Raw genomic sequence first — 24,954 nt, 5'->3', positions numbered from 1 at the left:
ACGGCACTCCAAGGGCTAGACTTGGTGTTCCGGGGTTTCGTACGTGCCGCTGGCGCCGCAGGCGTAGGCGGCCAGCAAACTGCACAACAAGCTGTTGATCGACATGACAGACATTCCATTTGAAGGGGGACGGCCTGATGATAGGCCCGGACCAGACACTTGGCCGGTAGATATTTCGCATCGGTGCCATAGCGCGAAAGTTGTATACAATTTTTGATTCAAGTCATATGAACTTGCGAAGTTTTCAGGCAGTCTTCTGTTTATTCGCGATTTCCTTAACCCTGCCTTGGAGATTCACCATGTTTGCCAAACTTGTTGCGGTATCCCTGTTGACACTGGCCAGCAGCCAATTGATGGCTGCAGAGTGCAAAGTCACCGTCGACTCCACCGACCAGATGTCTTTCGACACGAAGGCTATTGAAATCGACAAGAGCTGCAAGACGTTTACCGTGGAACTCAAGCATTCCGGCAGCTTGCCGAAGAACGTCATGGGCCATAACTGGGTGCTGAGTAAAGAAGCCGACATGCAGCCGATCGCCACCGACGGCCTGAGCGCTGGCATCGACAAGAACTACCTGAAGGAAGGCGACGCCCGCGTGATCGCCCACACCAAGATCATCGGCGCCAAGGAAACCGATTCGGTGACCTTCGATGTGTCCAAGCTCGATGCCGCTCAAAAGTACGGTTTCTTCTGCTCGTTCCCGGGCCACATCTCGATGATGAAAGGCACCGTGACTCTGAAGTAAGACTGACCACCGCGTTATCGTTCATCGCGGGCAAGCCACGCTCCCACAGGGCCACCACCGTACCTGTGGGAGCGGGCTTGCCCGCGAAGGGGCCAGAAGCATCGATGCCTGTTCTGGCCAAAGAAAAAGCCCGCTGAAGCTCAACACTCCAGCGGGCTTTTTCATTCACTCACGCCTCAAGGCGCAAACGGCATCACCCGCTTGTGATGAGTCTTGTTGTAGGTATCAACAATGATCTTGAACGCCTCTTCACGCACCGGGTTGCCGTGCAGGAACGCATCGATCTCGGCATAGGTCACGCCGTGTGACGCTTCGTCCGGTTTGCCGGGCGACAGGTCCTCCAGATCGGCGGTCGGGACTTTCTCCACCAGCGACTCCGGCGCGCCGAAGCTGCGGGCGATGGCGCGGACCTGATTTTTCACCAGTCCACTCAGTGGCGCCAGGTCGCAGGCGCCGTCACCGAACTTGGTGAAGAAACCCATCACCGCTTCCGCCGCGTGATCGGTGCCGATCACCAGGCCATGGGCCGCGCCGGCGATGGTGTACTGGGCGACCATGCGCATGCGCGCCTTGGTGTTGCCGAGCACGAAGTCCACCGACACCGCATGTTTGCCTTCGAAGGCCGCCACTTCATTGGCCAGGGATTTGACCGCCGGACCGATGTTCACGGTGTGGCGCTCGTCCGGCTTGATGAAATCCACTGAAGCCTGGGCGTCGTGTTCATCGAACTGGGTTTCGTAGGGCAGGCGCACGGCGATGAATTTGTAGGCGGCATCACCGCTGCGCTGGCGCAGTTCACGGACGGCCCGTTGGGCCAGCAGGCCGGCGGTGAGGGAGTCGACACCACCACTGATGCCCAGTACCAGGGTCTTGAGCCCGGAATTGACCAGGCAGTCCTGAATGAAGGTCACCCGCCGGGCGACTTCGGCCTCAAGGGCGGCTTCGTCGGAGAATGGCGGCTGGACCTTGAGCTGTTCAGCAATCTCACGCTGTACGGCTTGCATGAATTCACTCCTTGCTTGATGTACTTGAAAGGGCGGCAGGAACCTGGAAAACGTGTCGCAAGTAAGCGACGAAATTCGGGTCTTTGCAGTGCGTCTTGCCTGGCTCGTCGGAGATCTTCGCCACCGGCTGGCCGTTGCAGGCGGTCATTTTAAGCACGATGCTCATCGGTTCGACACCCGGAATATCACACGTCAGGTTGGTGCCGATGCCGAAGCTGACATTGATCCGACCGCGCAGCGCCCGGAATATCTCCAGAGCCTTGGGCAGGGTCAGGCTGTCGGAGAAAGTCAGCGTCTTGCTCATCGGGTCGATGCCGAGCCTGTGATAGTGGGCGATGGCTTTTTCCGCCCAAACCACCGGATCGCCTGAGTCGTGGCGCAAACCGTCGAAAAGCTTGGCGAAAAACAGATCGAAATCGCCGAGGAAGGCATCAATGGTGATGCAGTCGGTCAGGGCAATCCCCAGCAGGCCACGGTATTCACGGACCCAGCAATCGAGTGCGGCGATCTGGCTGTCGATCAGCCGCGGGCCAAGTTGCTGGTGCGCCATGATCCATTCGTGGGCCATGGTGCCCAAGGGTTTCATGTCCAGCTCCCGGGACAGGTGAACGTTGCTGGTGCCGACGAAGCGTCCGGGGAAATCGTGCTTGAGCACATTCACCACTTCTTCCTGCACGCGGTAGGAAAAGCGACGACGGGTGCCGAAATCGGCCACCTGCAATTCGGACAATTCGTCGCTGCTGGCGTTGGCGCTCAGCCAGTCGAACTTGCGGTAGAGCTGCTCGCGGGCCTGTTCCAGCACGACTTCGCGGTAGCGATAGCGGTTGCGCACTTCGCTGACCAGCGCCAGCAGCGGCACTTCGAACAGGATCACATGCAGCCAGGGGCCCCGCAGGCGGATAAACAGTTCACCGTTTTCGAGGCCGGTGTGGATGTAACGCAGGTTGAAGCGAAACAACCCAAGAAAGCGCAGGAAGTCCGGCTTCAGGAAGCTGATGCGTTCCAGAAAGCTCAACTGGTCGGCGCTCAGGCTCAGTTCGGCCAGGCGCTCGATCTGGAATCGGATTTCCGCCAGGTACGGGCGCAAGTCCTCGCTGTTACGGCAACGAAACTCCCATTCGACTTCGACGTTCGGGTAGTTGTGCAGCACCGCCTGCATCATCGTCAGCTTGTAGAAGTCGGTGTCGAGCAGGTTCTGCACGATGCGATCGGCAAACACACTCTCGCTCATAACGGGAATCTCCGGCGTTGCAGCGGTATTGATCAGTGGCGCTAGTGGCGCATATCACTGGACAGGATTGCCAGCAGTTTTTTGGATCACAACAGACCCCTGTGGGAGCGGGCTTGCTCGCGAAAGCGGTTTCACATCCGGCAGTGATGCTGCCTGATACTCAGTCTTCGCGAGCAAGCCCGCTCCCACAGGTACTGCGTGCAACCCTAAATTTGCGACATCTCCGGGCTATCGATCTGCTCCAGCATCCACTTCACAAAGTCCCGCACCTTGGGGACTTCCGCCGAATGTTCAGGGTACGCCAGGTAGTAGGCGTCGGTGCTGGGCATTGAATGCTGCCAGGGAATGACCAGCTTGCCGTCGGCCAGTTCCTCTTCCACCAGAAAACGGGGTAACAGCGCCACGCCGCAGCCGACCTGGGCGGCGCGGATGCACATGTAAAAGGTTTCGAAGCGCGGTCCGTGGTAGCTGTGCTCGGTGTGGTAGCCCTGATGGTCGAACCAGTCATGCCAGGCCTGGGGGCGGGAAGCGTTTTGCAGCAGGACCAGGTCAGTCAGTTGTGTCGGATCGGTAAACGGTGTGTCCGGCAGGCTGCCCGGGGCGCACACCGGCACCAGCTCTTCGCCGAACAGCTTCAGGCATTCGGTGCCGGGTCGTGAGCCCTGGCCGAAGTAGAACGCCAGGTCGCTGCGACCTTGCAGCAGGTCGTCGGCTTCCTGCTCGCTGCACAGGTCCAGGTGGATCGACGGATGCCGCAGGCGCCAGCCTTTCAGGCGCGGCACCAGCCAGCGTGCACCGAAAGTGGGGGGCGTCGAAACCCGCAGGACTTCTGTTTCGCCGCCGTAGGAACGAAGGTAATGGGTCGACATCTCGACCTGCGTGAGGATTTTTCGCACCTCAACCAGGTACAGATCGCCAGCCGGCGTCATCTGCAGGCGGCGGCGCACCCGGCGAAACAGCAGGTGCTGCAACAGCTCTTCGAGTTGCGCGACCTGTTTGCTCACGGCGCTTTGGGTCAGGTTCAACTCTTCGGCGGCCCGGGTGAAGCTCAAATGCCGGGTGACGGCCTCGAAGCACTGCAATGCAGCGATCGATGGCAAGTAGCGTTTATTCAGCATGGGCGGTCCTTGGTTCTTGTTTCTTATTGCCAGCAATGCACAGCATGAATAAACGGAATGATATCTCTCTTAAAGGTCGTTTGTTGAGTAACCTCCGGGCAGCTAAAACTACAGGTCTGATCAGCCGTGATTTTCCGGCTGCACGTGTTCTGTCTTTTGCTTGAGGAGTGACCCATGGTTGCCGCATTGCTTGATCGTCTAGGTGTGAATCCGGCCCTGTACCAGAATGGCAAAGTGCCAGTGCATTCGCCGATCGATGGCAGCAGGATCGCCGCCGTTAACTGGGAAGGCGCTGCTGAAGTCGAGCAACACATCAGTCGCGCAGATCATGCGTTCGAACTGTGGCGCAAGGTTCCGGCACCGCGCCGTGGCGAGCTGGTGCGGCAACTGGGTGACATCCTGCGTGAATACAAGGCCGACCTCGGCGAGCTGGTGTCCTGGGAGGCCGGCAAGATCACCCAGGAAGGCCTGGGTGAAGTTCAGGAAATGATCGACATCTGCGACTTCGCCGTCGGCCTGTCCCGTCAGTTGTACGGCCTGACCATCGCCTCCGAGCGTCCTGGCCACCACATGCGCGAAACCTGGCACCCGCTGGGCGTTGTCGGGGTGATCAGTGCGTTCAACTTCCCGGTGGCGGTCTGGGCCTGGAACGCCACGCTGGCGCTGGTCTGCGGCAACCCGGTGATCTGGAAACCGTCGGAAAAGACGCCACTGACCGCACTGGCTTGCCAGGCGCTGTTCGATCGTGTGCTGAAGAACTTCAGCGATGCACCACCGCACCTGAGCCAGGTGATTATTGGTGGTCGCGATGCCGGCGAAGCCCTGGTCGATGATCCGCGTGTCGCGCTGGTCAGCGCCACTGGCAGCACCCGCATGGGCCGTGAAGTAGCGCCGAAAATCGCCGCGCGTTTTGCCCGCAGCATCCTCGAACTGGGCGGCAACAACGCGATGATCCTCGGCCCAAGCGCCGACCTGGACATGGCCGTTCGCGCGATCCTGTTCAGTGCCGTCGGCACCGCCGGTCAGCGCTGCACCACCCTGCGTCGCCTGATCGCCCATGAGTCGGTGAAAGAAGAAATCGTCACCCGCTTGAAAGCCGCGTACTCGAAAGTGCGTATCGGCCATCCGCTGGAAGGCAACCTGATCGGCCCGCTGATCGACAAACAAAGCTTCGACAATATGCAGGATGCGCTGGAGCAGGCCTTGAGTGAGGGCGGCCGGGTGTTTGGCGGTGAGCGTCAGCTGCAAGACAAATTCCCGAATGCCTACTACGTGTCGCCGGCTATCGTCGAAATGCCGGAGCAAAGCGATGTGGTCTGCCACGAAACCTTCGCTCCCATCCTGTACGTGGTTGGCTACAGCGATTTCCAGGAAGCCCTGCGCCTGAACAACGCCGTGCCACAAGGCCTGTCCTCGTGCATCTTCACCACCGACGTGCGTGAAGCCGAGCAGTTCATGTCGGCGGTGGGCAGCGACTGCGGCATTGCCAACGTCAACATCGGCCCGAGCGGCGCGGAAATCGGCGGCGCGTTTGGTGGCGAGAAAGAAACCGGCGGCGGTCGTGAGTCCGGCTCCGATGCATGGCGCGGCTACATGCGCCGCCAGACCAACACCGTGAACTATTCGCTAGAGTTGCCGTTGGCGCAGGGTATTACGTTCGACTAAGTCTCGTGTCGAACAGTGATCCCCTGTGGGAGCGGGCTTGCTCGCGAAAGCGGTTTATCAGTCACATTGATGCTGGATGTGCCGACGCATTCGCGAGCAAGCCCGCTCCCACATTTGAAGTATGTGTTTGTTAGGTTTCTGCTTGGAGTCTGGCAATGCCGTTACGCGAAGAGTGTCTGTGGGAAAAACTGACGCCGCAAAGGCCGGACAATTCGGCCCTCAAGGGTGAGGTCACGGTGGATGTCTGCGTCATCGGCGCCGGGTTTACCGGTTTGTCGGCGGCGGTGCATCTGCTGGAGCAAGGTAAAACAGTCTGTGTGCTGGAAGCCCATCGCGCGGGTCACGGTGGCTCAGGGCGCAACGTCGGGTTGGTCAACGCCGGGATGTGGATTCCCCCGGACGAGATCGAAGCCGGGTTTGGCAAGGAGGTCGGCAGTCAGCTCAACCGCATGTTGGGCGCCGCACCATCCCTGGTGTTCAGCCTTGTGGACAAGTACAACATCGATTGCCAGTTGCGCCGCGAAGGCACGCTGCACATGGCGCATAACGCCCGTGGCGAGGCCGACTTGCGCAGTCGTGAAGAACAATGGAAGCGTCGCGGTGCGCCCGTAGAGCTGCTCACCGGTCAGGCCTGCGAGCAAGCCACCGGCACGAAAAAGATCGCCGCGGCATTGCTCGATCGCCGCGCTGGCACACTCAACCCGATGGCCTACACCACGGGGCTGGCCAAAGCGGCCATCGGCCTGGGCGGTCAATTGTTCGATCATTCCCCGGTCACCCGTCTCGAACGCCAGGGTCAGCGCTGGTCAGTACAGACTGCCCAGGGCTCGGTCATGGCCGAGAAAGTGGTGATTGCCTCCAATGCCTACACCGAGGGCGACTGGACGGAGCTGCGGCGCAATTTTTTCCCCGGTTATTACTACCAGGTGGCCTCTGTCCCGCTGACCGAAGAGGCTGCAAGGCAAATTCTTCCCGGCGGTCAGGGATCCTGGGATACCCGTCAAGTTCTGAGCAGCATCCGTCGGGACAAGGACGGAAGGTTGTTGCTGGGCAGTCTCGGTAATGGCAATCAGAAACCGGCCTGGTTCCTCAAGGCCTGGGCCGACCGCGTGCAGCAACACTATTTCCCGTACCTCAAGCCGGTGGAATGGGAGTGCACCTGGACCGGTTGCATCGCCTTCACCCCCGATCATTTGATGCGCCTGTTCGAACCGGCGCCCGGTTTGGTGGCAGTCACCGGTTACAACGGTCGGGGCGTGACCACGGGCACGGTGGTCGGCAAGGCCTTTGCCGATTACCTGTGTAACGGAAATCCTCAAGCGCTACCGATTCCCTTTGCACCCATGCAGCCACTGGCCGGGGTGGGGTTGCGCAGCTGTCTGTATGAGGCGGGATTCTCGCTGTATCACGCGGGCCAGTGCCTGCGGATCGTGATCTGAATGTTGATTTTTGCAGTGGGAGGCGGCGCTTTTTCGATCTGCAGCTAGCCTGTAGTGGTGCGGGTTGTAGCAGTCCCGCACCAGCAGTGTGCACTTCGGTGACGCACGTTGTTACAGGCTGGTTGCACGTTGTTTAAAGCCGCGGTTGCAATGATGGCGCAGTCGGGTTGCGCCTCAAATAAAAAATGGTTTTACCTTCCGCGGTTTAGACGGTTGCACGCCCAATGAAAATGGGACCGAAACAGTCGAAATAACAAGAAAGCAGCGACTTTTTTCAGAATAAAAAACCGATGGCACGGCCCTTGCTCTGAGCATTCAGTGAAGTCGCAGTGCCAATTAAAAAAACCATGGAGCACCACCTCATGTCCCAGACGTTTTACAAGAAAGGCTTTCTGGCCCTCGCAGTGGCAACTGCGCTGGGTGTTTCTGCGTTTGCTCAGGCTGACATCAAGATCGGCGTAGCGGGACCAATGACGGGCGCCAACGCGGCATTTGGCGAACAGTACATGAAGGGTGCACAGGCCGCGGCCGATGCGGTCAACGCGGCTGGCGGGGTTAACGGGGAAAAAATCGTACTGGTCAAGGGCGATGACGCCTGCGAACCGAAACAGGCTGTGACGGTCGCCAAGGATCTGACCAACCAGAAAGTCGCCGGCGTAGTCGGTCACTTCTGCTCTTCCTCGACCATTCCGGCCTCCGAGATCTACGACGAAGCGGGCATCATCGCCATCACCCCGGGTTCCACCAACCCGGCCGTTACCGAGCGCGGCCTGAGCGCCATGTTCCGTATGTGCGGGCGTGACGACCAGCAAGGCATCGTGGCCGGCGACTACATCGTCGACGTGCTCAAGGGCAAGAAAGTTGTCGTGCTGCACGACAAGGACACCTACGGCCAGGGCCTGGCGGATGCTACCAAGGCTCAACTGGTCAAGCGCGGCGTAACGCCTGTGCTGTATGAAGGCCTGACCCGTGGCGAGAAAGACTTCAGCACCATCGTGACCAAGATCCGCGGCGCCGGCGCTGACGTCGTCTACTTCGGTGGTCTGCACCCGGAAGCCGGTCCTCTGGTGCGTCAACTGCGTGAACAAGGCCTCAAGGACGTCAAGTTCATGTCCGACGACGGCATCGTGACCGACGAACTGGTGACCACCGCTGGCGGCCCGCAATTCGTTGACGGCGTGCTGATGACCTTCGGCGCCGACCCACGCCTGCTGCCAGACAGCAAGACCGTGGTAGACGCCTTCCGCAAGGCCGGTACCGAGCCTGAAGGCTACACCCTGTACGCCTACGCTTCGGTCCAGACCCTGGCAGCAGCCTTCAACGGCGCCAAGTCCAACAAGGGCGAAGAAGCGGCTGCATGGCTGAAGAAAAACCCGGTCAAGACCGTCATGGGCGAGAAGACCTGGGACAGCAAGGGCGACCTGAAAATCTCCGACTACGTGGTTTACCAGTGGGACAAGGATGGCAAATACCACCAGCTGGAAAAACAGAAGTAAGGGCTGACTCAATTGGGTGAACCCCACGGTTCCCCTGTGGGAGCGAGCTTGCTCGCGATGACGGACTGGCAGGCAACTCATTCGTTGAATGTTAAACCGCAATCGCGAGCAAGCTCGCTCCTACAGGGGGCCGTGGTGGCCTGCCTGATCGTGGCTGACATTGCTCCGACGTATATCTGTATTTTCCTTAGAGGAACCGCACAGCCACATGTGCAGGTTCTCATTGCGTGAGATTGCGTTATGGATGGTATTTTCCTGCAGCAACTGGTCAACGGCCTGACCCTCGGGTCGGTCTATGGCCTGATCGCCATCGGCTACACAATGGTCTATGGCATCATCGGCATGATCAACTTCGCCCACGGCGAGGTTTACATGATTTCCGCTTACCTCGCGGCAATCAGTCTGGCTCTGCTGGCTTACTTCGGTATCGAATCTTTCCCGCTGCTGATGCTTGGCACACTGATCTTCACCATCGTCGTCACGGCGGTGTATGGCTGGGTCATCGAGCGTGTCGCCTACAAACCCCTGCGTAACTCCACTCGACTCGCACCGCTGATCAGTGCGATCGGTATCTCTCTGATCCTGCAAAACTACGCACAGATCTCCCAGGGCGCGAAGCAACAAGGCGTTCCGACTTTGCTCTCGGGTGCCTGGCGCGTTGATATCGGTACCGGTTTCGTTCAGTTGACCTACACCAAGGTCTTCATTCTGGTCGCAGCGTTTGTCGGGATGGGCCTGCTGACCTACGTCATCAAGTACACCAAGCTCGGCCGCATGTGCCGTGCAACCCAGCAAGACCGCAAGATGGCTTCGATCCTGGGGATCAACACCGATCGGGTGATTTCCTACGTGTTCATCATCGGTGCAGCGATGGCGGCCCTGGCCGGCGTGCTGATCACCATGAACTACGGCACATTCGACTTCTATGCCGGCTTCATCATCGGGATCAAGGCGTTCACTGCCGCGGTGCTCGGCGGGATTGGCTCACTGCCCGGCGCGATGCTCGGCGGGATCATTCTCGGGATTTCCGAGTCGCTGTTTTCCGGTCTGGTGAACTCGGACTACAAAGACGTTTTCAGCTTCTCGCTGCTCGTTCTCGTTCTGGTCTTTCGGCCCCAAGGCCTGCTCGGCCGTCCTCTTGTGTCGAAGGTGTAAGCGATGTCTTCAACCACTAAAAAAACCATTGATCTCAAAAGAAGCCTGGTTGACGCGATTCTTGCCGGCCTGGTTGCCCTGATTGTGTTCGGCCCGATTGTCGGCGTAGTCCTCGATGGCTATGGCTTCAATATGGAAACGAGCCGGGTGGCCTGGATTGTCGCCATCGTCATGGCCGGTCGCTTTGCCCTTAGCCTGTTCCTGCAAACCCCCAAGGGCCTGAGAATCCTCGAGGGATTTGAATCCACCGGGTCCGGGGTCCATGTACTGCCGCCTGATTACAAATCCCGGCTGCGCTGGATCATCCCGTTGATGATTGTTATCGCGGTGGTGTTCCCGTTTTTCTCCAACTCGTACCTGTTGGGCGTGGTCATCCTCGGGCTGATCTACGTGCTGCTGGGGCTGGGGCTGAACATCGTGGTCGGCCTGGCCGGCCTGCTCGACCTTGGTTACGTGGCGTTCTACGCCATCGGTGCCTACGGCCTGGCGCTCGGTTATCAGTATCTTGGGCTGGGCTTCTGGACGGTGTTGCCGCTGGCGGCGATTACCGCCGGACTGGCCGGTTGCATCCTCGGTTTCCCGGTGCTGCGCCTGCACGGTGATTACTTGGCGATCGTGACCCTGGGCTTCGGTGAAATCATTCGGTTGATCCTCAATAACTGGCTGACCCTGACCGGCGGCCCGAATGGCATGGCAGCGCCGTTGCCCACTTTCTTCGGCATCGAGTTCGGAAAAAGGGCGAAAGAGGGCGGGGTGCCGTTCCATGAGTTCTTCGGCATCGCCTACAACCCTGACGTGAAGTACTACTTCATCTACGCCGTGTTGTTCCTGGTGGTCCTGGCCGTGCTGCACATCAAGCATCGCCTGACCCGCATGCCGGTCGGCCGCGCCTGGGAAGCCCTGCGCGAAGACGAAATCGCCTGTCGCTCCATGGGTCTGAACCACGTGCTGGTCAAGCTCTCGGCGTTCACCATCGGCGCCTCGACGGCCGGTCTGGCCGGGGTGTTCTTCGCCACCTACCAGGGCTTCGTCAACCCGACCTCGTTCACCTTCTTCGAATCGGCGCTGATCCTCGCCATCGTGGTACTCGGTGGCATGGGGTCGACCATAGGCGTCGTAATTGCAGCATTCGTGCTGACCGTCGCCCCGGAGCTGCTGCGTGGCTTTGCCGAGTACCGCGTGCTGCTGTTCGGCATCCTGATGGTGTTGATGATGATCTGGCGACCGCGCGGCCTGATTCGGATCAGCCGTACCGGTGTGACCCCGCGTAAAGGAGTAGCGCCATGAGCGAAGTCGTACTCAGTGTAGAAAAGCTGATGATGCACTTCGGCGGCATCAAGGCGTTGAGCGATGTCAGCCTGAAAGTGCACCGCAACTCGATCTTCGCCCTGATCGGTCCTAACGGCGCCGGCAAGACCACGGTGTTCAACTGCCTGACCGGGTTCTACAAAGCCTCTGGCGGCAGGATCGAACTCAACATTCGTGGGCAACAGACCAACGTCATCAAGTTGCTGGGTGAGTCGTTCAAGCCAACCGATTTCGTTTCGCCGAAATCCTTCGCCAGTCGGTTGTTCTACAAGGCGTTCGGCGGTACTCACCTGGTGAACCGCGCTGGCCTGGCGCGGACCTTCCAGAACATTCGCCTGTTCAAGGAAATGTCGGTGCTGGAAAACCTGCTGGTGGCCCAGCACATGTGGGTCAATCGCAGCATGCTCGCCGGCATCCTCAACACCAAGGGCTATCGCAAGGCCGAAAGCGATGCGCTGGACCACGCGTTCTACTGGCTGGAAGTGGTGGATCTGGTGGACTGCGCCAACCGCCTGGCCGGTGAGCTGTCCTACGGTCAGCAACGCCGCCTGGAAATCGCCCGGGCCATGTGCACCCGTCCGCAGATCATCTGCCTCGACGAACCGGCCGCCGGCCTCAACCCTCAGGAAACCGAAGCGCTGAGCGCGATGATCCGGCTGCTGCGCGACGAGCACGATCTGACCGTGGTGCTGATCGAACACGACATGGGCATGGTTATGAGTATCTCCGACCACATTGTGGTGCTGGACCACGGCATCGTCATCGCCGAGGGTGGCCCCGACGACATTCGCAACGACCCGAAAGTGATCGCCGCTTATCTGGGCGCGGAAGAAGAGGAGGTGGTATGAGTAAACCCATCCTCGAGCTCAAGGAACTGGACGTGTTTTACGGGCCGATCCAGGCCCTTAAAGGTGTCTCGCTGCACATCAACGAAGGGGAAACCGTCAGCCTGATCGGCTCCAATGGTGCCGGCAAGTCGACCCTGCTGATGTCGATCTTCGGCCAGCCAAGGGCGGCGGACGGGCAGATCCTCTATCAGGGCGTGGACATTACCCACAAGTCGTCCCACTACATCGCCTCCAACGGCATTGCGCAATCGCCGGAAGGGCGGCGGGTGTTCCCCGACATGACAGTCGAAGAAAACCTGTTGATGGGCACTATCCCCATTGGCGACAAGTACGCCAAGGAGGACATGCAGCGCATGTTCGAGCTGTTCCCCAGGCTCGAAGAGCGGCGTACCCAGCGGGCGATGACCATGTCCGGCGGCGAGCAGCAGATGCTCGCCATCGCCCGGGCCCTGATGAGCCGGCCCAAGTTGTTGCTGCTCGATGAGCCAAGCCTGGGCCTGGCGCCGATCGTGGTGAAGCAGATCTTCGCCACCCTGCGGGAACTGGCCAAGACCGGCATGACCATCTTCCTGGTGGAGCAGAACGCCAACCACGCCCTGCGGTTGTCTGACCGGGCTTATGTGATGGTCAACGGCGAAATCCGCATGACCGGCACCGGCAAGGAGTTGTTGGTCAACGAGGATGTGCGTAGCGCCTATCTCGGCGGGCACTGAGTCTGCTTTGTTATGCACAAGCCCCGGCGCGCAATCGCCGGGGCTTTTTTATTTCTTCCAACGCCGCAGTCCCCTGTGGGAGCGGGCTTGCTCGCGAAAGCGGTGGATCTGTCCTGATGATGTTGAATGTGACGCCGTCTTCGCGAGCAAGCCCGCTCCCACAGGGGGGCTGCGGCGTGCATTCAGGAAATTGTGGAAAACAATATTCCCAAGCTCGTAAAGCGCGACATAAAGCCGCTGCAAATAGTTGTTTTGCCACGGTTTTGACTTGTCCCCGTTTGCTGTGGAACCGGCTGTGAATAACGTGGGAGTAGCTGGCTGCAGGCCTTTTAAACCGTGGCTTGCAGAGGTGTGGTTGTTTTTTGATCAAGTGTTTTTGCGCAGCTTGCAGGCTGCTTTGTCAACCTTTTTGTTCGGGATGAAAATGCATGGAATCGGCGTGGACAAGCCTGTGGATAAGTCTGTGACTAAACTCTGGAAAGACTCGGCTGAAGGCCGTGGTTACTGGCTTGGCGCCATCGCCGGTTTGACCCGTCAGTCATGAAAATGGCCAAGGGCTACACAGCAGGCGGTTGAGGGTCAAGCAAAAAAGTTTCAAAACCCCGCGCAAAGCCTTGTGGATAGCGGCTTGCAGCTTTTCCACTTGCCCCCAAAGACTGTGGACCGGCCTGTGGATAACGTGCGCGCACATGGCTGTAGGCCACGCTGGTCAAGGGGTTGCCGGGGTTGAGCGTTTTTTGAACAGATTGAACGGTGGTTGCCGCTGTGGACAAGGCCGGGCATGCTGCCTGCTGATTTTCTATTCCAATGGCTGGCGATCAGCCGAAGCAAGGAGAACACGATGTCCAACACCCTGTTTATTACCGGCGCGACCTCCGGTTTTGGTGAAGCCTGTGCCCGTCGTTTTGCCGAGGCCGGCTGGAAACTGGTGCTGACTGGCCGTCGTGAAGAACGCCTCAATGCGTTGTGCGCCGAGCTGTCGAAGCAGACCGAAGTCCATGGCCTGGTGCTCGATGTGCGTGATCGCAAGGCCATGGAGGAGGCGATTGCCAATCTGCCGCCATCCTTTGCAAAGCTGCGCGGGTTGATCAACAACGCCGGGCTGGCCCTGGGGGTTGATCCTGCGCCCAAGTGCGACCTGGACGACTGGGACACCATGGTCGATACCAACGTCAAAGGCCTGATGTACAGCACCCGTCTGCTGTTGCCGCGCCTGATCGCCCACGGTCGTGGTGCCGGTATCGTCAACCTGGGGTCCATCGCCGGCAACTACCCGTACCCGGGCAGCCACGTGTATGGCGCGACCAAGGCGTTCGTCAAACAGTTCTCCGTGAACCTGCGCTGCGACCTGCAAGGCACGGGCGTACGGGTCAGCAACATCGAGCCGGGCCTGTGCGAGAGCGAGTTCTCGCTGGTGCGTTTTGCCGGTGACCAGGAGCGCTACAACGCCACTTACGCTGGCGCCGAGCCGATTCAGCCGCAGGACATCGCCGAGACAATCTTCTGGGTGCTCAATGCCCCGGCGCACATCAACATCAACAGCCTGGAGCTGATGCCGGTGAGCCAGACCTGGGCCGGGTTTGCTATTGATCGCAGTGGTGGCAAGGCTTAATACCGAGTCATCGTTCTTCGCGAGCAAGCCCGCTCCCACATTAGACCGCGATCCAATGTGGGAGCGGGCTTGCTCGCGAAGGGGCCGGAGCGGATAAATCCGGACATCAGCTAGACTCCTCCCTCAAGCAATCCGCCGCACCCGGCGGTCTAGAGGTATCCGAGGAGATCAAGTGAGTAATCGAGGCGAGCAGGCGCTGCTCAAACAATCGACCTTCCTGATGCTCGCCGTGACATTCGCCGGGATCATCACCGGTTTTGTTTCGGGCGCCCAATCCATTCTGTTCGATGGCTTCTTTTCGTTGATCGCGGCCTTCATCAAGGTCCTGATGCTGATCACCGCCCGGCTGATCGCCAAGGAAAGCAACCAACGCTTTCAGTTCGGTTCCTGGCACCTGGAGCCCATGGTGCTGGTGATCGAAGGCAGTTTCATATTCCTGGTGGCCGTTTATGCCTTTCTCAACGGTGTGTTCGGCATCATCAGTGGTGGCCGCGAAGTCGAACTCGGTCTGGTGATTTTCTACGCGGCCTTCTTCACTGTCGTTGAGCTCGTTTATTTCTTCTACGTCCGCCAACGCAATCGCACGCTCAACTCATCGCTGATCCAGTTCGACAACATCAGTTGGCTGGTGGACGCGATGCTGTCGGCGGGACTGCTGGTGAGTTTCCTCATCGCGCTGCTGCTCAAGACTCAGGGTTACGACAAGTGGGCGGTGTATGTCGACCCGATGATCCTGATTCTGCTGGCCTTGGGCATGCTCCCCCCAGCGTTCAAAATCCTCGGGCCGGCCTTGCGCGATGTGCTGGGGATCGTCCCGGATCAACTGGACGACAAGGTGCGTCAGGTGATGGAGGTGGCGAAAGTCGAGCATGGTTTCGACGATTACATTTCCTACGTGCAGAAACACGGCAGGGCCTGTTTTATCGAGATTCACATCGTATTGCCGAAGGATTACTGGCTGGACGGTGTGGGGCAACTGGACAGTTTGCGCGAGGAAATTTCCACGAAGCTTGGCGAGGCGGATGCTGCGCGATGGCTGACCATCAGCTTTACCGGGGACCGCAAGTGGATTGAGTGACAAGGCGACCTCTTCGAGGTCATTCGCGAGCAAGCCCGCTCCCACAGGGATTGTATGCAACCTGTGGGAGCGGGCTTGCTCGCGAAAGCGGCCGAACAGTCAGCCGAGATATTCCGCCAACCCGCGATAACAGGTTGCCAGGTGATAAGGCGTGGTCGACGGCATGTCGCGGCGGCTGACTTCACCGTGCTCGTCACGGCACTCGTACCAGCCGCCGGCATGCAGCGAGCGCTGCTGCAATGCCTGCAATTGACGCAGTACAGCCGCTTCGCTGTCCGGGCGCAGCGTTAATGCACGTAGGTACTCGGCCTGGGCCCAGATGCGTTGCGTGGCGTCCCGGGTACCGCCATCGGCTGCGAAATCGAGCATCGCCCGCACGGCGCCAGTCTGCTGATCAACGCCCACTTGCTCGGTAAAGGCGAAGGCCCGCTCCAGATCGGCATGCAGCGTCGAATTGCGCAACAGCGCCGAGGATTCCAACAGGAAATACCACTCGAACTGATGCCCCGGTTCAAACCAGTTATCCACAGACCCCAGCGGTTTTTCCATCAACACGCCGTGCTGTGGATCGATGAAGCGCGCGTGCATGGCTGTGCATAACCCGACGAGTGCCTGTTGCACGTCGAGGTCTTCACGCACCGACAGGGTGGCGAGGAAAGCTTCGGCCAGGTGCATCAGCGGGTTTTGCAAAGGGCCGCTGTCCAGCGATGCCCAGTCGCGGTCGAGCGTGGCTTCGTACAGACCGTCGTCCGTGGCGAAACGCTGCGCGACCACTTCCAGCGAGGCGTTGAGCACCGACTCCACCAGCGGCTCGCGAACCTTGTCCCAGTAATGGGCGCAGGCGAACAGGATGAAGGCGTGGGTGTAGAGATCCTTGCGCTGATCCAGCGGCGCACCTTGTGCATCGACACTGTAGAACCAGCCGCCGTGCTCGGCATCGTGGAAGTGCCGCTGCAAGGAGCGGAACAACGCGGCGGCACGCTCTTCGGCGCCCGGTACCTGACCGATCAGGCTGGCAAACAGATACAACTGCCGCGCACAGGCCATGGCCCGGTAGCGTTGCGGTGGCAGCGGTTGGTGTTTGGCATCCAGCGCCTCATAAGGCAACGCCATATCGGCGTTCCAGCCCGGACCTTGCCAGAGCGGCACGATGACGTTCAGGAAATGCTGTTGCACCGAGGCGAACAGGGCGGTCAATTCAGGCTGAGAGGCAGAGCGGGAAACAGGCGGCATTGGCTGGCGTCGTCACGGCAGGGGCGATTGCGCGACATGTTAGCAGAGAGGCTGGCCTGAGAGAGGCTGTGTCTGTCAGGCCGCCTTCGTCGGAACGCCGCCCGGGGCAAGCCCGCTCCCACAGGTGTAGGCATTCCAATGTGGGAGCGGGCTTGCCCGCGAAGAGGCCGGGTCAGACACCAGAGAGTCAACCTGCCAGCAACCACACTCCAGTCGCCGCCGAAGCCGCGCCCGCCAGTCGCACCAGGGGCGCTGCGGCCTGCGGCAACACCCGCACCAGCGCATAACCCGCCGCGTGCAACACCGCCGTCGCCGCAACAAAGCCTGCGGCGTAGGTCCAGGGACTCGACATTTCCGGCAGTTCCAGCCCGTGCGCGACACCATGAAACAGCGCAAACAACGCCGTCGCACCCACCGCCATCACCAACGGTGGACGCACTGCCAAGGCAACCGCCAGCCCCAAAGCCAACACGGAAGCGGCAATCCCGCTCTCCAGTGCCGGCAGGTTCAATCCTTCAAAACCCAACAGCCCGCCAATCAACATAGTGCCGACAAAGGCGCACGGCAGCGCCCAGCGTGCGGCGCCTTGCTGTTGTGCTGCCCACAGGCCGACCGCGAGCATTGCCAGCAAGTGATCGAGACCGCCAAGTGGGTGGCTGATACCGGCGATCAAGCCGTTGTCGCCGTGTCCCGGATGGGCGAAGGCGAGGGCCGGAGTCAGCAGCAGGGCCAGGGCGCCGAGAATGCGTTTGAGTGTCATGGATAAGCTTCCTTGTTGATAAGTCGTGATCAGGCCGCGGTCAGCAAACCCTGGCGTTCGATGAAGGCAATGATCTCTTCCAGGCCCAGGCCGGTTTTCTGATTGCTGAAGACAAAGGGCTTGCCGTTGCGCATGCGTTGGGTGTCGCTGTTCATCATCTCCAGCGAGGCGCCGACCAGAGGTGCCAGGTCGATCTTGTTGATCACCAGCAGGTCGGATTTGCAGATTCCCGGCCCGCCCTTGCGTGGCAGCTTGTCGCCGGCCGAGACGTCGATCACGTAGATGGTCAGGTCGGACAGTTCCGGGCTGAAGGTCGCGGAGAGGTTGTCGCCACCGGACTCCACGAGAATCAGGTCCAGCCCCGGAAAACGGCGGTTGAGCTGATCCACGGCTTCGAGGTTGATCGAGGCGTCTTCGCGGATGGCCGTGTGCGGGCAGCCACCGGTTTCCACGCCGATGATGCGCTCCGGTGCCAGGGCTTCATTGCGCACCAGAAAATCTGCGTCTTCGCGGGTGTAGATGTCGTTGGTCACGACGGCCAGGTTGTAACGCTCGCGCAGGGCCAGGCACAGGGCCAGGGTCAGGGCGGTTTTGCCGGAGCCGACCGGGCCGCCGATACCGACGCGCAGGGGTTGTGCGTTCATGTGATTCTCCAAAATAAATGGCCCTAGGAACGGAACAGACGGCTGTACTGGCGCTCGTGGGCCATACACGCCAGGGACAGGCCGAAAGCGGCGCTGCCGTAATGATCGGGATCGACTTGAGTGGCGTTCTGTTGAGCTTGTTGAAGCAGCGGCAACAGTTCGCTGGTCAGGCGTTGGGCAGCTTGCTGACCCAGGGGCAGGGTCTTCATCAGCACCGCCAACTGGTTTTCCAGCCAGCTCCAGAGCCATGCGGCCAGGGCGTCCTGCGGGCTGATCTGCCAGGCGCGCGCGGCCAACGCCCAACCCAGGGCCAGATGTGGCTCGCTGCGCTGTTCGAGGAAGGCGCGGGCGGGGGCGTCGAGCTCCGGCAAGCCATTGAGCAATTGCTGCAACGAGTAGCCCATCTGCCGGCTCTCCTGATGCAGCTCGCGGGTTTCGCGGCTGGCGCGGTGTTCCTCGCAGCGCTGCAACAATTCGTCCCAGTTTTCCTCGCTGGCGGCCACGCAATGGGCGAGCAGCAAGGGTGCTTCGAAGCGTGCCAGATTCAGCAGCAACTGATCGCTGATCCAGCGTCGCGCACTGTCGGGGTCGTGAACACGGCCGTTATCCACAGCCATTTCCAGCCCCTGGGAGTAGCTGTAGCCGCCAATCGGCAATTGCGGACTGGCCAGGCGCAACAGCGCCCAGGCGGGGTTCATGTGCGTACGCCGAACTGGTGAAGTTTCGGCGCGTAGTTGAAGTCTTCATCGCCGTGACGCGAATGATGATGGCCACCGCCGTAGGCGCCATGTTCCGGCTGGAATGGCGCCTCGATGTTCACGGCAACGGCACCGAGTTGTTCGAGCATGGCCTTGAGCACGTAGTCGTCGAGCAGGCGCAACCAGCCGTCGCCGACTTGCAGGGCGACATGGCGGTTGCCCAGGTGATAGGCCGCGCGGGTCAGTTCGAAGGCATTGGCGCAGGTGACGTGCAGCAGTTGTTCGGGACGGGCGCAGACGCGCACGATTCGCCCGTCTTCGGCTTGCAGGCACTCGCCGTCACGCAACGGCGGCTGGCCGCGCTCCAAAAACAATCCGACGTCTTCGCCTTCGGCACTGAAACAGCGCAAACGGCTTTTGCTGCGGGCTTCGAACGTCAGGTGCAGTTCGGCGGCCCAAACGGGTTGAGGGTCGATTCTGCGATGAATCACCAGCATCGGAAGGCTTCCAGCAATGGACAATGCTCAGGCTAGAGCAAGGGGCTTGCCAATCGACATGATGTGTAGGAAATGCCTGACGGAGGCGTAGGGCTGGTATCGATGGAGTGAGTTTTTTGGTTGAAGTTGGTGCGTTGTTTTTGATTCGCGCACCAAGTTAAAGCGGCGAGGTTTAATGTGGGAGCGAGCTTGCTCGCGATGGCGGTGGAACTGTCACATAGATGGTGGATGTCATGCCCTCATCGCGAGCAAGCTCGCTCCCACAGGGATTTCATCCACAGAAAGTTACTCAGTGCTGCCAAGCCCTTGCCAATGCTTGAGGCCGATAAAGATAAACCGCAACTGCTGGGTGATTTTCGCCTGGGGCGTGAGGTGCTCTGGCAAGGCTTCGGCTGGCGGATCGATGATGTCCGGCAGGGTGGCGAACACGCTCTTGACGATCAGATCCGCCATGACGCTCAGGTCGGCGATATCCAGATGCTGCAGTTTCGGCATCAGTGACAAATCCGCCGCCAGGTCCGAGCTGATGTTTTCACGCAAACGGCCGATGGCCTGGCGCACCGGCACCGAACCGCCGTACTGCTCACGGGCAAGAAACAGGAACTGCGAACGGTTGGCGCTAACCACATCGAGAAAGATCCGCACCGAGGCATCGATGATGCCGCCCATCACGAACTCGTTGTGTCGTACCAGGCGAATGGTTTCGCGGAATGTCTGGCCGACTTCGCTGACCAGTACCAGGCCCAATTCATCCATATCGGCAAAGTGGCGGTAGAAACCGGTCGGTACGATGCCGGCGGTTTTCGCGACTTCGCGCAGGCTCAGGCTGCCGAATCCTCGGCCGCCATCCATCAGGCGCCGGGCAGCGTCCATCAGGGCGTTACGGGTTTGTTGTTTCTGTTCGGCGCGGGGCAGCATCGCAAGGGCGTTTTCTGGACAGGGACGCGGCGCACTCTAGCAAATCGGCTTTGCTGGCGTCGAACGACTGTGGGGGGGATCACGCGGGGAAGTGTGGCATCTATCAAGCGGGCCTATGAAAATTCAAAAGCCCAATCCGGGGATTGGGCTTTTTTTCAAGGCGGCCATGAAGCTTAGCTCACGGCGCTGTTGCGTTCGATCACGCGGTCACCACCGCCTTCAGCAAGGGTTTGACCTTGTGGAGTACGATCCGAACCGTCGGCGGCAAGGGTCTGGCCTTGTGGAGTACGGTCGGAACCATCAGCAGCCAGGGTTTGACCTTGTGGGGTGCGATCCGAACCATCAGCGGCAAGGGTCTGGCCTTGTGGGGTACGATCGGAACCATCGGCAGCCAGGGTTTGGCCCTGTGGAGTACGGTCCGAGCCATCCTGAGTGATCAGGCCTTTTTCTTTCAGGCGATCATTACCGCCTTCGGCAAGGGTCTGGCCTTGTGGGGTGCGGTCGGAACCATCGGCGGCGACGGTCTGGCTGAACACCGAGTGGTCTTGTTTCACTTGTGGGGTGGCCTGGTCAGCCGCCGGCAGGGCAAAGGCAGTGCTGGCCAGCATCGAAAGTGTAAGGCTAAGCAGTAGTTGGCGTTTCATGATTGTTTTGCTCCGTGGGGGTGCGAATAAGTGGGCACGAGAGCAATGCTACTCTCGATAAATCGATATGAAAGTTCATAAACGCAATGGTAATAATCAACGGAATTGATTGTTTGCTGCGGAGGCCCTAGGCCGGGCGTTTCCGGCGAGTTGTCTTGCACTTTTGTGGGTGTTTTCGACCCACCTGTGTTGTGCAAAAGTGCAGGTCCGGTAACGCAGGTCGACCGGCTGGTCAGTATTGGACTGGGCGAAATCGGCGAAATCGGTCTTTCGATTAAACCTGCCGGGTTTTTATCAGTCGTAGTTTGCATGGCGAGCCCTTTGCGGCTCACCGTTTCACATGTGCGTCGCAGTCGGGGCGCCCGGTCGTATCAGGAGCCCTGTGCAATGACGCGCACTCAAAAGACGTTGGTCTGGACCCTTTCCACTTTCCTCACCTTGTTGGTGATGCTGGTGCTGATCATCGTGTTCTTCGACTGGAACCGGATCAAAGCGCCGCTCAACGCCAAAGTTTCCGAAGAGCTGCACCGGGCTTTCGCCATCAACGGCAATCTGTCGGTGGTCTGGCAACCCGAGCCCGATGAAGGCGGCTGGCGCGCCTGGGTACCGTGGCCTCATGTGGTGGCCGAAGACTTGAGCCTGGGCAATCCCGACTGGTCGAAACAGCCGCAGATGGTCACCCTCAAACGGGTGGAACTGCGTATTTCACCCCTGGCATTGCTGGCGCAGCGGGTGGTGATCCCGCGTATCGATCTCACCGAGCCCAACGCCCACCTGCAACGCCTGGCTGACGGGCGCGCCAACTGGACCTTCAAATTCGACCCAAAGGACCCGGACGCCGAGCCTTCGAGCTGGGTGGTGGATATCGGTGCGATCGGCTTTGACAAGGGGCATGTCACCCTCGACGACCAGAACCTGAAGACCCAACTCGACGTACTGATCGATCCATTGGGCAAGCCGATTCCGTTCAGCGATATCGTCGGCGACAAAGCGGCGAAAGCCGCGCAGGAGAAGGGTTCGTCACCCCAGGACTATGCATTCGCCCTCAAGGTCAACGGCCAGTACCACGGCCAGAAGCTCGCGGGCCAGGGCAAGATTGGCGGGCTGTTGGCGTTGCAGGACGCGGCACGGCCGTTTCCGCTTCAGGCACAGGTAAAAATCGCCGATTCCAGCGTCGAACTGGCCGGCACCCTGACCGATCCGCTGAACCTCGGCGCCCTGGACCTGCGCCTGAAACTGGCCGGTACCAGCCTGGGCAATCTCTACCCACTGACCGGTGTGATCCTGCCGGACACGCCACCCTATGCCACCGACGGCCATCTGATCGCCAAGTTACACGAGCCGGGTGGCGCGGTATTCCACTATGACGCATTCAACGGCAAGATCGGTGAAAGTGACATCCATGGCAACCTGACCTACGTGGCCAGCCAGCCACGGCCGAAGCTCAGCGGTTCGCTGTTGTCCAATCAATTGCTGTTCGCTGACCTGGCACCGCTGATTGGTGCCGACTCCAACGCCGAGCAGAAGGCCCGAGGCGGTGACAGCAAACAACCGGCGGACAAAGTGCTGCCGGTCGAAGAGTTCAAGACCGACCGCTGGCGCGATATGGACGCCGATGTCGAGTTCACCGGCAAGCGCATCGTGCACAGCGAAAAACTGCCGTTCAACGATCTCTATACCCATCTGGTACTCACCGATGGCGTGCTCAGCCTCGAGCCGCTGCGTTTCGGCGTGGCCGGCGGCAAGCTGGATGCGCAGATTCGCCTGAACGGCCACACCGATCCGCTGGAGGGCCATGCCAGACTCACGGCGCGAGGCTTCAAGCTCAAGCAGTTGTTCCCCGGCTTTGAACCGATGAAAACCAGTTTCGGCGAACTCAACGGCGACGGTGATATCAGCGGGCGCGGCAATTCGGTGGCTAAACTGCTGGGCAGCGCCAATGGCAATCTGAAAATGCTGATCAACGATGGCGCTATCAGTCGCGAGTTGATGGAGTTGGCCGGGCTGAACGTCGGCAACTACGTGGTCGGCAAGATCTTTGGCGACAAGGAAGTGAAGATCAACTGCGCCGCCGCCGACTTCGGCATTCAGTCCGGCCTGGCGAGTACCCGCTTGTTTGTGTTCGACACCGAGAACGCCATTGTTTACATCGATGGCACGGCGAACATGGCGACCGAACAACTGGACCTGACCATCACCCCGGAATCAAAGGGCTGGCGTTTGATTTCGTTGCGTTCGCCGCTGTACGTGCGGGGCAAGTTCATCAAGCCCGATGCCGGGGTCAAGGCCGTGCCGTTGATGTTGCGTGGAGCCGGGATGGTCGCGTTGGGCGTGATCGCCGCACCGGCGGCAGGGTTGTTGGCGCTGATAGCGCCGAGTGGCGGCGAGCCGAACCAGTGCGCGCCGTTGCTGGAGCAGATGAAGGCGGGCAAGGCGCCGAAGACTGTAAAAAACTGAATATGTTGGTGAGCAGTGTTCAAGCGCCCCCGACTCCGGGTCGCTTGAACGTCCGGCGAGGCTAGATTATTCAACTCAAGCCGGTGGGCGCATGGATTTGCAATAACTCCGTTTCCATCCTGTTACCCAGTTTCTTGAGTACGTCATCTCTTACGCGATTGTATTGGCGCCCATCCAGCAAACTACTCATTAGCCAAATGTTGGTCTTGTGTTCGTTGGTGCTATTCAAAACCGGCTGGTCGAGAATATCTATTGCAATCTTTTGGGCTGTTTCGAACGCCACTTGCAGAGTTACCACGGTTTTATCGTTGCGAACAATCGTCAGCAGAATAGCCGTTGAAACCAATATGTCCGTGGTGGTGTTGCTCATAATAGCGTTTCTTTGAAGTTTCTCGACGATTACCCTGATCGCCGGTGAGTCAGACTGGAGTTTTGCCAGTTGAGCAAATGCAATAGCGAGCGCTTGCCGTTCATCTTGTGGCAGGGCACTCCCGGCGCTTTGTTCAATAATATTAAATAGGCTGCTGTGTTTAAATTCGAGTTGCTGGGTCGCCCGGCTATTGACCGTCCAGCCAATTTTTTGAACGGTATCTGTATAGGTTGGCCAAGAAGTTTCACGGTTTCTGCTTTTTTGTGCTGCCACCAGTTCGCCTAGCAGGCTAGACGCTAGAATATCTTTTTTAAAGCTGTCAGTGTGCAGGCCGTAGAAGATCGTTATGTTGCCATTAACCAACCAGGTATCAATTGTTGTTTTTTTCATATTTTTACCTACGCGCAGGTGGGCGCAAGAAATTGTTTAAATCGGCCTGCTATGGCCGATTTAAACATGTCATTGGTTGTTAGAAATCAGGCAGTTCATCAATGAATTTTTTACCGCTTTCGCTAAATTTCCTGTACAGGTCGCCACGCAGGCCTGAAAACGTTTTAGTGTCCAGGTAAGTGCGCACAGCACCCGTTTTCATCGTGGTGGACTGGCGGGTCGATTTCCAGAACAGAATACCGCGGGTGCTCTCCCTTGCATCCAGGGAGATGCAGTTGAGGACCATGTTTGGTTGCCCACCGTTATCAAGCCAGATCGGTGCGATATCGAATTTTGCCTGGGTGCCCAGCTTAGAGTTACGATCAAAAATCTTAATGGCATCGGGACTTTTCTGCACCGCCTCAACGGCCTTTTTCGCAACATCAGCCAGGATTTTAGCCGCATTACTACCAATCAATCCTGCAGCCACTTCCAGGGCAACCTGATCCATTGTCAGGCCAACTCTCTTGACTGTGACCTCCTGGATGTTCCGGTTTTGAGTCACCCAGCCCAGTTTGCTCAGGCCGTCAACATAGTAGCGATACCATTCGAAGAGTTGCTCATCTTTGGGGAAGAGTTTGGTGGCGGCGTTTTGCATGACCAGTTTGCACAAATTGACGTCGTCGATGATTTCCTGCGAAACGCCGGGCAGGAAGGCATTGATAGTATCAGGCATGACGCTGGCGGTTGGTTTGTCGATATCATGTTCAGGTTTGTTCGAGAGCGTAGAAAATACAGGTGCCGAGCGCTGCGTGATGATAGGTAATGCTGGCAGGGAATCAATAAATTCGAGTCGTTGTTCAAGTAGCATGAAAGTAATCCTTTACTTATTGGTGTGAGCAGCCGGCTGGCTGTGGTTGTTAGAATAGGTTTATAGATTTCAAAGTCTAG

The 24,954-nt window shown here is 59.1% G+C and carries 24 protein-coding genes; 12 read left to right on the top strand and 12 right to left on the bottom strand.

Annotated elements, in window-relative coordinates; all coding sequences use genetic code 11:
- Positions 1–299: 299 nt before the first annotated feature.
- Positions 300–746, top strand: a complete 447-nt coding sequence (gene azu / locus KGA98_RS16780; RefSeq protein WP_223502848.1) for an azurin — start codon at positions 300–302, stop codon at positions 744–746.
- A gap of 176 nt (positions 747–922) precedes the next feature.
- Here the strand turns inward: azu and nadE are convergent, their stop codons facing one another.
- The 3 genes from nadE to KGA98_RS16765 all read right to left on the bottom strand — a co-directional run bounded on the left by nadE (position 923) and on the right by KGA98_RS16765 (position 4,099).
- The gene (gene nadE / locus KGA98_RS16775) at positions 923–1,750 is read right to left on the bottom strand and encodes an ammonia-dependent NAD(+) synthetase (protein ID WP_223502847.1); all 828 of its coding nucleotides are present in this window, start codon (positions 1,748–1,750) and stop codon (positions 923–925) included.
- 4 nt (positions 1,751–1,754) lie between these two features.
- Entirely contained in the window at positions 1,755–2,981 is a 1,227-nt protein-coding gene (pncB, locus tag KGA98_RS16770; RefSeq protein ID WP_057712226.1) for a nicotinate phosphoribosyltransferase, read from the bottom strand.
- Positions 2,982–3,187: 206 nt separating this feature from the next.
- Positions 3,188–4,099 carry a LysR family transcriptional regulator gene (locus tag KGA98_RS16765; protein ID WP_223502846.1) on the bottom strand — a complete coding sequence of 304 codons (912 nt, stop codon included), beginning with the start codon at positions 4,097–4,099 and terminating at the stop codon, positions 3,188–3,190.
- 174 nt (positions 4,100–4,273) lie between these two features.
- Between KGA98_RS16765 and KGA98_RS16760 the strand changes: the two genes are divergently transcribed.
- The 10 genes from KGA98_RS16760 to KGA98_RS16715 all read left to right on the top strand — a co-directional run bounded on the left by KGA98_RS16760 (position 4,274) and on the right by KGA98_RS16715 (position 15,413).
- Positions 4,274–5,764, top strand: a complete 1,491-nt coding sequence (locus KGA98_RS16760; protein ID WP_102669255.1) for an aldehyde dehydrogenase family protein — start codon at positions 4,274–4,276, stop codon at positions 5,762–5,764.
- A gap of 155 nt (positions 5,765–5,919) precedes the next feature.
- Positions 5,920–7,203 carry an NAD(P)/FAD-dependent oxidoreductase gene (locus tag KGA98_RS16755; RefSeq protein ID WP_223502845.1) on the top strand — a complete coding sequence of 428 codons (1,284 nt, stop codon included), beginning with the start codon at positions 5,920–5,922 and terminating at the stop codon, positions 7,201–7,203.
- 362 nt (positions 7,204–7,565) lie between these two features.
- Entirely contained in the window at positions 7,566–8,699 is a 1,134-nt protein-coding gene (locus KGA98_RS16750) for an ABC transporter substrate-binding protein (RefSeq protein ID WP_008048115.1), read from the top strand.
- Positions 8,700–8,939: 240 nt separating this feature from the next.
- Entirely contained in the window at positions 8,940–9,854 is a 915-nt protein-coding gene (locus tag KGA98_RS16745; protein WP_007979705.1) for an ABC transporter permease subunit, read from the top strand.
- Positions 9,855–9,857: 3 nt separating this feature from the next.
- A complete protein-coding gene (gene livM, locus KGA98_RS16740; protein ID WP_223502844.1) occupies positions 9,858–11,141 on the top strand; it encodes a high-affinity branched-chain amino acid ABC transporter permease LivM in 1,284 nt (427 codons plus the stop codon).
- On the top strand, positions 11,138–12,010 hold the full coding sequence (locus KGA98_RS16735; protein WP_150813605.1) for an ABC transporter ATP-binding protein: 873 nt from the start codon (positions 11,138–11,140) through the stop codon (positions 12,008–12,010). The genes livM and KGA98_RS16735 overlap by 4 nt, the downstream gene beginning before the upstream one ends.
- Positions 12,007–12,723, top strand: coding sequence for an ABC transporter ATP-binding protein (locus KGA98_RS16730; RefSeq protein ID WP_057712220.1), 717 nt, complete (start codon positions 12,007–12,009; stop codon positions 12,721–12,723). Before KGA98_RS16735 ends, KGA98_RS16730 begins: the two co-directional genes overlap by 4 nt.
- A 295-nt stretch (positions 12,724–13,018) precedes the next feature.
- On the top strand, positions 13,019–13,267 hold the full coding sequence (locus tag KGA98_RS16725) for a hypothetical protein (protein WP_223502843.1): 249 nt from the start codon (positions 13,019–13,021) through the stop codon (positions 13,265–13,267).
- A gap of 297 nt (positions 13,268–13,564) precedes the next feature.
- Complete coding sequence (locus KGA98_RS16720) at positions 13,565–14,335, top strand: SDR family oxidoreductase (protein ID WP_150813602.1); 771 nt, start codon at positions 13,565–13,567, stop codon at positions 14,333–14,335.
- A gap of 172 nt (positions 14,336–14,507) precedes the next feature.
- Positions 14,508–15,413 carry a cation diffusion facilitator family transporter gene (locus KGA98_RS16715; RefSeq protein ID WP_223502842.1) on the top strand — a complete coding sequence of 302 codons (906 nt, stop codon included), beginning with the start codon at positions 14,508–14,510 and terminating at the stop codon, positions 15,411–15,413.
- Between the two features lie 99 nt (positions 15,414–15,512).
- Here the strand turns inward: KGA98_RS16715 and KGA98_RS16710 are convergent, their stop codons facing one another.
- The 7 genes from KGA98_RS16710 to KGA98_RS16680 all read right to left on the bottom strand — a co-directional run bounded on the left by KGA98_RS16710 (position 15,513) and on the right by KGA98_RS16680 (position 20,807).
- Positions 15,513–16,646, bottom strand: coding sequence for an AGE family epimerase/isomerase (locus KGA98_RS16710; RefSeq protein WP_223502841.1), 1,134 nt, complete (start codon positions 16,644–16,646; stop codon positions 15,513–15,515).
- A 187-nt stretch (positions 16,647–16,833) separates the two neighbouring features.
- Positions 16,834–17,406: a HupE/UreJ family protein gene (locus KGA98_RS16705; protein WP_218495178.1), complete on the bottom strand. Its 573-nt coding sequence runs from the start codon at positions 17,404–17,406 to the stop codon at positions 16,834–16,836.
- A gap of 29 nt (positions 17,407–17,435) precedes the next feature.
- Positions 17,436–18,050, bottom strand: coding sequence for an urease accessory protein UreG (gene ureG / locus KGA98_RS16700; protein ID WP_090452850.1), 615 nt, complete (start codon positions 18,048–18,050; stop codon positions 17,436–17,438).
- Positions 18,051–18,073: 23 nt separating this feature from the next.
- On the bottom strand, positions 18,074–18,748 hold the full coding sequence (locus KGA98_RS16695; protein WP_223502840.1) for an urease accessory protein UreF: 675 nt from the start codon (positions 18,746–18,748) through the stop codon (positions 18,074–18,076).
- Complete coding sequence (gene ureE, locus KGA98_RS16690; RefSeq protein ID WP_057712213.1) at positions 18,745–19,245, bottom strand: urease accessory protein UreE; 501 nt, start codon at positions 19,243–19,245, stop codon at positions 18,745–18,747. Before ureE ends, KGA98_RS16695 begins: the two co-directional genes overlap by 4 nt.
- Before the next feature lie 285 nt (positions 19,246–19,530).
- Entirely contained in the window at positions 19,531–20,163 is a 633-nt protein-coding gene (locus tag KGA98_RS16685; protein ID WP_057712212.1) for a TetR family transcriptional regulator, read from the bottom strand.
- Positions 20,164–20,336: 173 nt separating this feature from the next.
- Positions 20,337–20,807, bottom strand: a complete 471-nt coding sequence (locus tag KGA98_RS16680; RefSeq protein WP_057712211.1) for a hypothetical protein — start codon at positions 20,805–20,807, stop codon at positions 20,337–20,339.
- 387 nt (positions 20,808–21,194) lie between these two features.
- Here KGA98_RS16680 and KGA98_RS16675 point away from each other — a divergent pair, with 387 nt between their 5' ends.
- Positions 21,195–23,264, top strand: a complete 2,070-nt coding sequence (locus KGA98_RS16675; RefSeq protein ID WP_223502839.1) for an AsmA family protein — start codon at positions 21,195–21,197, stop codon at positions 23,262–23,264.
- 70 nt (positions 23,265–23,334) lie between these two features.
- Here the strand turns inward: KGA98_RS16675 and KGA98_RS16670 are convergent, their stop codons facing one another.
- On the bottom strand, positions 23,335–24,024 hold the full coding sequence (locus KGA98_RS16670; RefSeq protein WP_223502838.1) for a hypothetical protein: 690 nt from the start codon (positions 24,022–24,024) through the stop codon (positions 23,335–23,337).
- Between the two features lie 79 nt (positions 24,025–24,103).
- Entirely contained in the window at positions 24,104–24,874 is a 771-nt protein-coding gene (locus KGA98_RS16665; protein WP_223502837.1) for a hypothetical protein, read from the bottom strand.
- Between the last annotated feature and the right edge of the window lie 80 nt (positions 24,875–24,954).

Source organism: Pseudomonas sp. BF-R-24 (genome assembly GCF_019947335.1).
Classification (GTDB): domain Bacteria; phylum Pseudomonadota; class Gammaproteobacteria; order Pseudomonadales; family Pseudomonadaceae; genus Aquipseudomonas; species Aquipseudomonas jessenii.
The sequence above is the reverse complement of the archived record's forward strand: the minus strand, read 5'-3'. Positions and strand labels throughout refer to the sequence as shown.

Bases quoted from the DNA above. Each gene is read 5' to 3' on its own strand.
- azu (WP_223502848.1), top strand. From the start codon at position 300: ATGTTTGCCAAACTTGTTGCGGTATCCCTGTTGACACTGGCCAGCAGC.
- nadE (WP_223502847.1), bottom strand. From the start codon at position 1,750: ATGCAAGCCGTACAGCGTGAGATTGCTGAACAGCTCAAGGTCCAGCCG.
- pncB (WP_057712226.1), bottom strand. From the start codon at position 2,981: ATGAGCGAGAGTGTGTTTGCCGATCGCATCGTGCAGAACCTGCTCGAC.
- KGA98_RS16765 (WP_223502846.1), bottom strand. From the start codon at position 4,099: ATGCTGAATAAACGCTACTTGCCATCGATCGCTGCATTGCAGTGCTTC.
- KGA98_RS16760 (WP_102669255.1), top strand. From the start codon at position 4,274: ATGGTTGCCGCATTGCTTGATCGTCTAGGTGTGAATCCGGCCCTGTAC.
- KGA98_RS16755 (WP_223502845.1), top strand. From the start codon at position 5,920: ATGCCGTTACGCGAAGAGTGTCTGTGGGAAAAACTGACGCCGCAAAGG.
- KGA98_RS16750 (WP_008048115.1), top strand. From the start codon at position 7,566: ATGTCCCAGACGTTTTACAAGAAAGGCTTTCTGGCCCTCGCAGTGGCA.
- KGA98_RS16745 (WP_007979705.1), top strand. From the start codon at position 8,940: ATGGATGGTATTTTCCTGCAGCAACTGGTCAACGGCCTGACCCTCGGG.
- livM (WP_223502844.1), top strand. From the start codon at position 9,858: ATGTCTTCAACCACTAAAAAAACCATTGATCTCAAAAGAAGCCTGGTT.
- KGA98_RS16735 (WP_150813605.1), top strand. From the start codon at position 11,138: ATGAGCGAAGTCGTACTCAGTGTAGAAAAGCTGATGATGCACTTCGGC.
- KGA98_RS16730 (WP_057712220.1), top strand. From the start codon at position 12,007: ATGAGTAAACCCATCCTCGAGCTCAAGGAACTGGACGTGTTTTACGGG.
- KGA98_RS16720 (WP_150813602.1), top strand. From the start codon at position 13,565: ATGTCCAACACCCTGTTTATTACCGGCGCGACCTCCGGTTTTGGTGAA.
- KGA98_RS16710 (WP_223502841.1), bottom strand. From the start codon at position 16,646: ATGCCGCCTGTTTCCCGCTCTGCCTCTCAGCCTGAATTGACCGCCCTG.
- KGA98_RS16705 (WP_218495178.1), bottom strand. From the start codon at position 17,406: ATGACACTCAAACGCATTCTCGGCGCCCTGGCCCTGCTGCTGACTCCG.
- ureG (WP_090452850.1), bottom strand. From the start codon at position 18,050: ATGAACGCACAACCCCTGCGCGTCGGTATCGGCGGCCCGGTCGGCTCC.
- KGA98_RS16695 (WP_223502840.1), bottom strand. From the start codon at position 18,748: ATGAACCCCGCCTGGGCGCTGTTGCGCCTGGCCAGTCCGCAATTGCCG.
- ureE (WP_057712213.1), bottom strand. From the start codon at position 19,245: ATGCTGGTGATTCATCGCAGAATCGACCCTCAACCCGTTTGGGCCGCC.
- KGA98_RS16685 (WP_057712212.1), bottom strand. From the start codon at position 20,163: ATGCTGCCCCGCGCCGAACAGAAACAACAAACCCGTAACGCCCTGATG.
- KGA98_RS16680 (WP_057712211.1), bottom strand. From the start codon at position 20,807: ATGAAACGCCAACTACTGCTTAGCCTTACACTTTCGATGCTGGCCAGC.
- KGA98_RS16675 (WP_223502839.1), top strand. From the start codon at position 21,195: ATGACGCGCACTCAAAAGACGTTGGTCTGGACCCTTTCCACTTTCCTC.
- KGA98_RS16670 (WP_223502838.1), bottom strand. From the start codon at position 24,024: ATGAAAAAAACAACAATTGATACCTGGTTGGTTAATGGCAACATAACG.
- KGA98_RS16665 (WP_223502837.1), bottom strand. From the start codon at position 24,874: ATGCTACTTGAACAACGACTCGAATTTATTGATTCCCTGCCAGCATTA.